7 protein-coding genes and 1 pseudogene are annotated in these 6,000 nt (G+C 60.4%); 2 read left to right on the top strand and 6 right to left on the bottom strand.

The window, feature by feature from the left end:
* Positions 1–136: pseudogene (locus tag VNW74_RS31960) on the top strand (hypothetical protein); the annotation flags it as partial.
* 201 nt (positions 137–337) lie between these two features.
* Here VNW74_RS31960 and VNW74_RS22785 read toward each other — a convergent pair.
* Both VNW74_RS22785 and VNW74_RS22780 read right to left on the bottom strand, forming a co-directional pair.
* Entirely contained in the window at positions 338–508 is a 171-nt protein-coding gene (locus tag VNW74_RS22785) for a hypothetical protein (RefSeq protein ID WP_325681004.1), read from the bottom strand.
* A 265-nt stretch (positions 509–773) separates the two neighbouring features.
* Positions 774–941 (bottom strand): hypothetical protein, encoded by a 168-nt coding sequence (locus tag VNW74_RS22780; RefSeq protein WP_325681002.1) that lies wholly within the window; start codon positions 939–941, stop codon positions 774–776.
* Between the two features lie 62 nt (positions 942–1,003).
* Between VNW74_RS22780 and VNW74_RS32040 the strand changes: the two genes are divergently transcribed.
* Positions 1,004–1,327, top strand: a complete 324-nt coding sequence (locus tag VNW74_RS32040) for a hypothetical protein (RefSeq protein ID WP_325681000.1) — start codon at positions 1,004–1,006, stop codon at positions 1,325–1,327.
* Here VNW74_RS32040 and VNW74_RS22770 read toward each other — a convergent pair.
* The 4 genes from VNW74_RS22770 to VNW74_RS22755 form a co-directional block, all read right to left on the bottom strand.
* Positions 1,324–1,488 (bottom strand): hypothetical protein, encoded by a 165-nt coding sequence (locus tag VNW74_RS22770; protein WP_325680998.1) that lies wholly within the window; start codon positions 1,486–1,488, stop codon positions 1,324–1,326. The two genes, VNW74_RS32040 and VNW74_RS22770, sit on opposite strands and share 4 nt — an antisense overlap.
* Positions 1,489–1,541: 53 nt before the next feature.
* Positions 1,542–1,727: a hypothetical protein gene (locus VNW74_RS22765; RefSeq protein ID WP_325680996.1), complete on the bottom strand. Its 186-nt coding sequence runs from the start codon at positions 1,725–1,727 to the stop codon at positions 1,542–1,544.
* A 222-nt stretch (positions 1,728–1,949) separates the two neighbouring features.
* The gene (locus VNW74_RS22760; RefSeq protein WP_325680995.1) at positions 1,950–2,117 is read right to left on the bottom strand and encodes a hypothetical protein; all 168 of its coding nucleotides are present in this window, start codon (positions 2,115–2,117) and stop codon (positions 1,950–1,952) included.
* A 202-nt stretch (positions 2,118–2,319) separates the two neighbouring features.
* Positions 2,320–5,391, bottom strand: a complete 3,072-nt coding sequence (locus tag VNW74_RS22755) for an RND family transporter (protein WP_325680994.1) — start codon at positions 5,389–5,391, stop codon at positions 2,320–2,322.
* Between the last annotated feature and the right edge of the window lie 609 nt (positions 5,392–6,000).

Here is a 6,000-nt window from a genome sequence, read left to right as displayed (position 1 = left end):
GCCGTGCTTTCTGGACCCCGAGCTGCGTGACCTCAACGACGACCACGACGACCCGGCCAACATCTTCCCCGACCAGATGGTGTTCCTCGACCAGATGCGCACGCACGGACACGACCGGGGACTGCTGATGATGCCCGTGCGTGCAGATCGTGTCGAACGAGATCGTGTCGAAAGCGATCTTGTGGTCCGCCCCGCCGACATTCACCGACGAGCAGATGCGCTTGATCGTCAGCGCGTTGTCGAAACCGCCTGCATTCAGCGATTTGCCATCGGCGCAGGCCGTTCGTAATTCCGGAGAATCCTATTTGAGCGTGTTGCCACCGTCGAACTGTGGGCTCTAGCTTCCGAAGATCACGCTCGGTGCCAATTTGGCGACTCCGCCGCCGTCGTTGCCGCCGCCGCCGTCGTGGCCGCCGCCACCGCAGCCGGTCAGTCCGAAAACCGCCAACGCGAGCATGAGCGCTCCGGCTGTCAGTTTGAGTGACTTGTATGTGATGTGCATACGCATTCTTCTCTTCCTTTCCGCTTGATTGTTAGTTTTTTCGCGGTGTGATTAATTGGGCTAGTTGATACCGAATCAAGGTTGTTTGTCTTGGTTTCGGCGTCAGCCTCCTTGAAGGTGACGGAATTAAGGCCGACAACGTGATCTTGTCCTCGCGCGTCACCCACTGCCGCCCGACGGGCAGACGCCCTTAACGGTCAACGCGCTGTGCGAGCCACCGACGTTCAGCAATTTGCCCCGAGGCAAGGGTCGGCGATAATCCCGAACGATCCTATTGGACCGTGTTGCCAACCTCGGAATGTGAGATCGAGGTTCCGGGCATCGGGCTCAGCTCCCGGCGAAGCTTGCCGCCGCCGCCGCAGGCGGTCAATCCGACAATCGCCAACGCGATCGCGAGCGCCCCGGCCGTCACTTTGAGGGACTTGGAGGTGGTGTGCATTTTTTTCTTCCTTTCCGGTGTATTGAACAGGTGTGAAGACTTTACCGCGTTGGCCTCGGGCCATGGCCGAATTCTTCGAATTACTCGGTTTTTTTCTCGGCGCGATTACTTACGGTGGTTTAATACCGAACCAGTGTTGTCGACTTTCGGCTCATGGTCCTATATCGGTGACGCAGTTGAGCCCGACAACGCCAAGTTGCGTGCAGATCGTGTCGAACGTGATCTTGTTGTCCGCGCCGCCGACTTTCACCGACGAGCGGATGCGTTTGATCGTCAGCGCGTTGTCGAAACCGCCTGCATTCAGCGATTTCCTATCGGCGCGGGCCGTTCGTAATTCCGGAGAATCCTATTTGAGCGTGTTGCCACCGTCGAACTGTGCGCTCTAGCTTCCGGAGATCACGCTCGGTGCCAACCTCATGCCGCCGCCGCCGTGGCCGCCGCCGCCGCGGCCGCCACCGCCGCAGCCGGTCAGTCCGAAAACCGCCAACGCGACCACGAGGGCTCCGGCTGCCAGTTTGAGGGACTTGGAGCTGTTGTGCGTGCGCATTTTTTCTTCCTTTCCATAGGTTCTTGGGTTAATGCCAAAAGAGCCGAAGGACCCTAGTTGACCGTATTGCCGGCCTCGAACTGTGCGCTCGAGCTTCCGGAGGGCGCGCCCGGTGCCATCATCTGGGGGGTAGTGCCCCCCGAACCGCCCCTCGAACCGCAGGCGGTCAATCCGAGAATCGCCAACGCGATCGCGAGCGCCCCGGCTGTCACTTTGAGGGACTTGGAGGTGGTGTGCATTTTTCTTCCTTTCCAGTAGTTATTGGGTTGGTCTCGAACACATTGCTGTGTTTCGCAGCGCTGTTACTTGGGTGGTTGTGAGGTGACGGAATTGAGCCCGAGAACGCTCAGTGTGCGTGTCGATTGTGATCTTGTCCGCGTCGCGGATGTTCACCGGTGCAGGCCTCCTTAACGGTCAGCGATCTGACCCCACGGCAAGGTCGGCGATAATCCCGAACGATCCTATTTGACCGTGTTGCCAACCTCGAAATGTGAGATCGAGGTTCCGGGCATCGGGCTCAGCGCGTCCTTTTTGGCAGCGCCGCCGCCGCAGGCGGTCAATCCGAGAATCGCCAACGCGATCGCGAGCGCCCCGGCTGTCACTTTGAGGGACTTGGAGGTGATGTGCATCTTTTTTCTTCCTTTCCGGTGTATTGGACCGTATGGAAGACTTTATCGCGTTGACGCCGGGCGAAGGCCGAATCCGTCGAATTTTCCGGTTTTTTTATTGACATTATTTTTCGCAATATCGCTATTAGCGCATCGCCCAACTCCCCGCTTGCATATGCAGCGTGGCCGCTCGAAATGCCGTGATGGGCCTACCTATTCGGTTCTACTGGGTCGGTGGCTGTCCTTCCGAAGAGCTCTCAGCTATGGCAAAATCGGTACCGTCGGGTACCGGCGTCCGTGAATTCACACAGGTGGGCGTTGTTGAAGGTTCTACCGGCCTCACCGGTGCACGCAGCCTCAATCGTGACGGCCACCAGTTTCCGCGTCCGACCAGTACGGCAATGGCTGGCACCGTAATGGTGCGCACCACGAAGGTGTCCATCAGAATCCCGATCCCGACTACGAAGCCGGCCTGGATGACGGTGCTGATGCTGGCGAAGAGCAGACCGAACATCGATGCCGCGAAGATGAGACCCGCCGCAGTGATCACACCGCCGGTCGAGCCCACGGTGTGTATCACGCCGTAATGTATGCCATGCGGAGATTCGTCACGGATCCGGGAGATAAGAAGCATGTTGTAGTCCGCGCCCACCGCGACCAAAATGATGAAGGTCAAGCCGGGAACGCTCCAATGCAATTCTTGGCCGAGGATGCCTTGAAACACGACGACGCCGATACCGAGTGCCGACAGGTAGGAAACCAGCACGGACCCGATCAGATAAAGCGGCGCGACAAGCGCGCGCAGCAGGGCGATCAAAATCAGCAGCACCACCATAATGGTCATGGCGATGATCAATCGGATGTCGTGGTTGTAGAAGTCCCGCATGTCTCGAAGCGTTGCGGTGTATCCCGCCACCGACATCGAGGCGCCGTCCAGCGCGGTATTCGGTTCAGCGCCTCGCGCGGTCCGGGTGATCGAATCGACTTGATCCATAGCCTGGGTGCTGAACGGGTTGAGATCGGTTTGGATCAAGTACCGCACGGCGTGTCCATCGGGTGAGACGAAAGCCGACGCGACTTCCTTGAAGTCGTCCCGTGTCAGTATCTGCGGCGGAATGTAGAACCCCGCCATCGAAGGCTCCGACGCGCCATACTTCATGGCGAGCAGAAATCCCGACGCCTCGTTGAGTCCGACGCCCATTTTTTTGGTCTGCTCGACCAGTTCTTTCACACCGTCGGCCAATTGCCGGCTGCCGTCGGCGAGTTGACCGGCGCCCTGTTGCAGTTGGGCCAGGCGGCCTTGGATGCCACCGGGATCGCCGCCGCCCAACGAACGCATGGCGTTGGTGGCGGTGTTAAGTGCTTGCCGCAAGCCGTTTGCCGCCGACGCGAGGGATTGCGTGTCCTGTGTCGATTGCAGCTGTCGAGCCAGACCGACGACCTTGTCGAAAGTCCCGTCCTGTTGCGCGGTGACAAGGCGCTGCAACTGGCTGCGAGAGTTCAGGCAAGAGGGGTCGGCGGCGCAGATCGGGCTGGCATCAAGGGCGGTCAGCACCGGGCCGGCCCAGTCGGAGGAGCCCGCGACGTCTGAAAGGTTCACGCCGATCGCTTCGCCCAGTGCGCGCATGCTGGTGACGAGTTTGGCCGCGGTGTCGATGTCCTTGAGCGTTTTTTCTCCGCCGAACTGGCTCTGCAGGTAGGAGAGGAGGTCGACTAGACCGCGAACATTGGTCATTGCCTGCATCATCTCGGCGCGGACGTCGCCAAGGCTGTCGGCCAGCTGGTTGGCGCCCTTGGTCAGCGTGTTTAGGTCACCAGCGTGGTCGCTGATCACGCCGGAGGCCTCGTGGAGCTTGTCGCCGACCATGCCCGCCTGGAACGTCGCTCTGGCCTCTTCTGGTGATTGGCCGGTAGGGCGGGTAATTCCCCGCACCATCGCGACGCCGGGCAGCTGACTGATCCGCTGCGCCATCTGCTCGAGGTCGGCAAGGGCCTTCGGCGTACGCAAGTCGTGCGGGGATTGGATCAGGAGATACTGCGGAATGGTTGTGTTGATCGGGAAATGACGGTCCAGCGCCATATATCCGACACCGCTCTCGACCGTACCCAGTAGCGTCTTGCGATCGTCGTAGTTGTAGCGGGCCAGGCTCGCGCAGCTGGCCAAAATGATCAGCACCATCAGACTGCTGAATAGATGAAGCTTGGGTCGGCGCACAATGCGTATTCCCGAGCGCCGCCAGAAACCAGTGGTGAGATCCTTCCTCGGCTTTATCCAACCACGTCGACCGGCGAGCACGAGGATGGCTGGAAGCAGAGTCACCGCAGCCAAAAACGCCACACCGATCGCAACCGCCAATGCCACACCGACCGATGAAAACACGCCCAACGAGGCGAAAACCATCCCGAGAAAGGTGACCGCCACGGTGGCCGCCGACGCCGCGATCACTTTGCCGATCGACGCCAACGCGCTCTTTACCGCCTGATCCGAATCCGCGCCGAGCCGCAAGTAGTCGTGGTAACGGCTGATAAGAAAGACGGCATAATCTGTGCCCGCTCCGGACATCATCCCACTGAGAAATACAATGGTCTGGTTTGACATGCCGAGGCCCAATTCGGCGAGTCCAGCCACAACGGCCTGTGCAGTCACCAGGGACGCACCGATTGTTATTAATGGCAGCAGCATCGTGACCGGGTTCCGGTAGATCATCAGCAGGATGGCGGCCAACATGATTGTCAGCGCGAGTTCGATGTGCTCCCGGTCTAGCCAACCGACGTCGGTGAGGTCAGCGATGGTGGCCGCGGGTCCGGTCAGGTTTGCGGTCAGCGTGGATCTCGCTGGGCTCTGCTTGAGGGTCTGTTTGACGATGCGCGCGACCCGCTTGTAGGCAACGTAGGCCTGCGCCGAGCGCAAATCGCCGGCGAGGCCCACCGGCAGCATCCAGGCCTTGCCATCCTTACTGGTCATGACCTCGCGCAAGGGCGGTGTGCTGAGGAAATCCTGCAGCATCACGACGTGTCGAGTGTCCTGGCGCAGCTTGTCGACCAGGGTGCGGTAGACGCCTTCGTCGGCGGGTCCCAACCCTTTTTCGTCGGTCAGCAGCACCAACAGGATGTTGTCGGTCCCTTTATCCTTAAACGCCTCAGTCATCTGCTTCGTCGCGACCTCCACTGGAGCGTTGGCCGGCAGAAAAGCGACTGGATGTTCATCGACCATGTCGTCCAGGGACGGGAACGTCAGCGTCAGGACCACCGCGAGCGCCACCCATGCCCCGATGACAACCAGCGGCCACCGCACGACTAAATCGCCTAGCCGTTGGAAAACACCGCCGGCTCCGGTTGTGACAATCCGCTTGAAGAACCGTAGAGACTTGACTTGATGGGATGTTTGGTCGAGCGGGGCGCGTTCGGGCAGACGCGGCCGCCGGTGCCGGCCCTTCCGCTGTGCCTGGAGAGCCGCAGAGGCTCCGCGGTCAAGGGCGGGCCCGGTAGGGCCGCCGCCCAGCGATCGCCTCGGGGCCGGAGGCCCGGCCCCGTCGCTTGGCGCGGCGAGGTCTGAGGGAACAATGGCGGTGCAACCGGCTCCGCTCGGGTTGTCGCCCCCCTGCGATTCGCAGCCGCCCCGGCCACGTTGTTTTCGTGTTCGTAGCAGAACCGACGGCAGCATGCCGTTGTTGGAATGCCACCTGACCGAGTTGTATTCGCGTCTAAGAAATGCTGAAATCCATCGATCATCCAGGCGTTGCATCTTCAAATTAGGCAACGACATATCGTGGGGTCCGGTCGCCCCATTTTTAATTTCAGGCCGTAAGTCAACCATGATCGACGTTACGCAGGCGCGCCGCGCCGCAGCCGTCGGCGACGCGGACGTACACGGATTTAATTGCGGCTAGATACGGCTTACCGA

It is taken from the genome of Mycobacterium sp. (genome assembly GCF_035570115.1).
In the GTDB taxonomy this organism is placed as follows: domain Bacteria; phylum Actinomycetota; class Actinomycetes; order Mycobacteriales; family Mycobacteriaceae; genus Mycobacterium.
The sequence above is the reverse complement of the archived record's forward strand: the minus strand, read 5'-3'. Positions and strand labels throughout refer to the sequence as shown.

Bases quoted from the DNA above. Each gene is read 5' to 3' on its own strand.
- VNW74_RS22770 (WP_325680998.1), bottom strand. From the start codon at position 1,488: ATGCGCACGCACAACAGCTCCAAGTCCCTCAAACTGGCAGCCGGAGCC.
- VNW74_RS22760 (WP_325680995.1), bottom strand. From the start codon at position 2,117: ATGCACATCACCTCCAAGTCCCTCAAAGTGACAGCCGGGGCGCTCGCG.
- VNW74_RS22780 (WP_325681002.1), bottom strand. From the start codon at position 941: ATGCACACCACCTCCAAGTCCCTCAAAGTGACGGCCGGGGCGCTCGCG.
- VNW74_RS32040 (WP_325681000.1), top strand. From the start codon at position 1,004: ATGGCCGAATTCTTCGAATTACTCGGTTTTTTTCTCGGCGCGATTACT.
- VNW74_RS22765 (WP_325680996.1), bottom strand. From the start codon at position 1,727: ATGCACACCACCTCCAAGTCCCTCAAAGTGACAGCCGGGGCGCTCGCG.
- VNW74_RS22785 (WP_325681004.1), bottom strand. From the start codon at position 508: ATGCGTATGCACATCACATACAAGTCACTCAAACTGACAGCCGGAGCG.